Source organism: Psychrobacter sp. (assembly GCF_018260395.1).
Lineage (GTDB): Bacteria > Pseudomonadota > Gammaproteobacteria > Pseudomonadales > Moraxellaceae > Psychrobacter.
The window spans coordinates 1-2,232 of sequence record NZ_JAGLBC010000221.1 but is presented as its reverse complement, the minus strand read 5'-3'; the positions used below and the strand labels follow the sequence as shown (position 1 = coordinate 2,232).

General features: G+C 38.4%; 2 protein-coding genes. Both read left to right on the top strand.

The window, feature by feature from the left end:
- The coding region (ybeY, locus tag QZ265_RS10635; protein ID WP_296406003.1) for an rRNA maturation RNase YbeY at window positions 1-410 on the top strand (410 nt) is incomplete at its 5' end.
- Between the two features lie 288 nt (window positions 411-698).
- The gene (locus tag QZ265_RS10630) at window positions 699-2,105 is read left to right on the top strand and encodes a lytic murein transglycosylase (RefSeq protein ID WP_296406001.1); all 1,407 of its coding nucleotides are present in this window, start codon (window positions 699-701) and stop codon (window positions 2,103-2,105) included.
- Window positions 2,106-2,232 lie beyond the last annotated feature (127 nt).

Genomic DNA, 2,232 nt, shown 5'->3' with positions numbered 1-2,232 from the left:
TGCCCTATTACAAAGATTTAGATGAGCAGCTATGGGAGCAAAAACCCAAACAGCTAGGTGTTTACCTTACCGACAGCATTGAAGGTCGTGACCTTAATTTAGAAGCTCGTGACAAAAATTATGCCACCAATATTTTGTCATATCCTAGTGATCTACCCGCCTTTATATTGGCTGAAATGGATGAAATCCCATTAGGTGAATTGGTCATTTGCCATGAGGTAGTTGAGCAGCAAGCGAAGGAACAAAACAAAGCTGTGTTGGATCACGTCACCCATTTATTGGTACATGGCATTTTACACTTGCTAGGTTTTGACCATGAATTAGGACAAGTAGAACAAAATGAAATGGAAGGGTTTGAGATTGCTATATTACAGAGATTTGCTATAGATAATCCTTATTTAGCCAAGTAGCTTTAGTTGATATGGCTTTATTCAAGGCAAAGATTACCCAGATAGATAATGCATTTATTTTGCTAAATAGCTTTTAATTTATTTAATAAGTTCTGAATCTTAAACCTATGATTCCAAAATGTGCTCATTCTGCTAATATATGTATTAAATCTTTAATATTTGAGTAGTCCAATCATGTATTTTCCGCCTTGGTCCTTATTATGTTTTTCTACCAAACTAGACTCACTTACCTCAGTGGTGCGGGGTTCAGGTGTATTATTCATATTATCACTTAGCTTAATATTTAATATGCAGTCAAGTCAGGCCGCTGAATATGAAACTATATCCACCGACGATGCCACCCCTACTCTAGATAACCAAAAGTTCAATGCTTGTTTGGACAATCTGGCACAAACTGCACCTTTTACTGGGGTGAAGGATACTTTTAATCAATATCGTCCTATACAAGGCGATGCAAGTGTTCTAGAGTCTCTGGACTATCAACCTGAATTTGCCAAAGAGCCTTGGGATTATTTGGCAAGTTTGGTTGATAAAGAGCGGGTTATAGATGGCATTAATGCAAGCAAAAGATACGCAGATATTTTGGCAAACATTGAGTCTAAATATGGTGTAAACCGTTATGATGTCTTGGGCGTTTGGGGAGTAGAATCAGACTTCGGCACAAAATTAGGTAAAAAGGATGTGCTAGAGTCACTGTCGACCTTATCTTGCTTTGGCCGTCGTCAAAGCTATTTTCAAAGCGAATTAGTTAGTGCGTTAAAGATTTTAAGACAAGGTGATATAGATAAGGCAGACTTTAAAGGCTCTTGGGCAGGCGCCTTTGGTCAAACTCAATTTATGCCCTCAACATTTTTGCAATTGGCTCAAGATTTCGATGGCGATGGTCGCAAAGACTTGGTCAATAGTGAAGCAGATGCGATAGCTTCAACAGCTAACTTTTTAAAAAATAGTGGCTACCAGCAAGGTCAACCTTGGGGCTATGAGGTTCGCTTGCCCGCTTCTTTAAATGCCATTAACAATCGAAAAAACAAACAACCTATTTCACATTGGCGCAGCTTAGGCTTAACATTAGTTGATGGCAGTCCTCTACCAAATTCTCTAACTTCGGCGGGTTTATTTCTACCTTCAGGTAAAAACGGTCCAGCCTTTCTAGTAGGTCGTAACTTTGATGCTTTTTATGCCTATAATGCTTCAGAAAATTATGCTTTAGCCATTGCTCACTTATCAAAGAAAATTGAAAATAATGATACCAATGTTGAATTTGTGACCCCTTGGCCAACTGACGATCCGGGACTGAGCCGTAAAGAGTCTCGTGAGGTTCAAGAGTCATTGAATTTACTGGGTTATAATATTGGTGAGGTTGATGGCATCATTGGAGATGGCACTCGCCGCGATATACAGCAGTATCAAATAGACCACGGCCTTGAGCCTGATGGTAAAGCGGGTAAGAATATCCTTAAGCACTTAATGGATAACTCTGCTGATTTGCGAGATAAAGCCAACCAACAATTAGATTCGCAAGCTCAATCTGGCTCGGAAGGTACTATCACTACAGGCTCAAGCCAAAGTAATGCTAAAGCCATTCACTCAAAAGGGTCTTTATATGACTTTTTGCATGGCAAAGTTATATTAGTCATTGCCATAGGCTTATTGCTACTGTTGTGCGTTATTATCATTGGCAAACGCAGGCGTTAGACTCATTATATTTTATTGGGTTTAAATCAATTATATTAAAAAAAGTGTATTGATATTAAGAACAGGTTATTAAATTAATACTGTCTAAAAAAAGCTAAGTTATATAAAACTTTTGAAGGTGTATCAG

Excerpts from the sequence above, each read along its gene's own strand:
- QZ265_RS10630 (WP_296406001.1), top strand. The coding sequence starts at position 699 with ATGCAGTCAAGTCAGGCCGCTGAATATGAAACTATATCCACCGACGAT.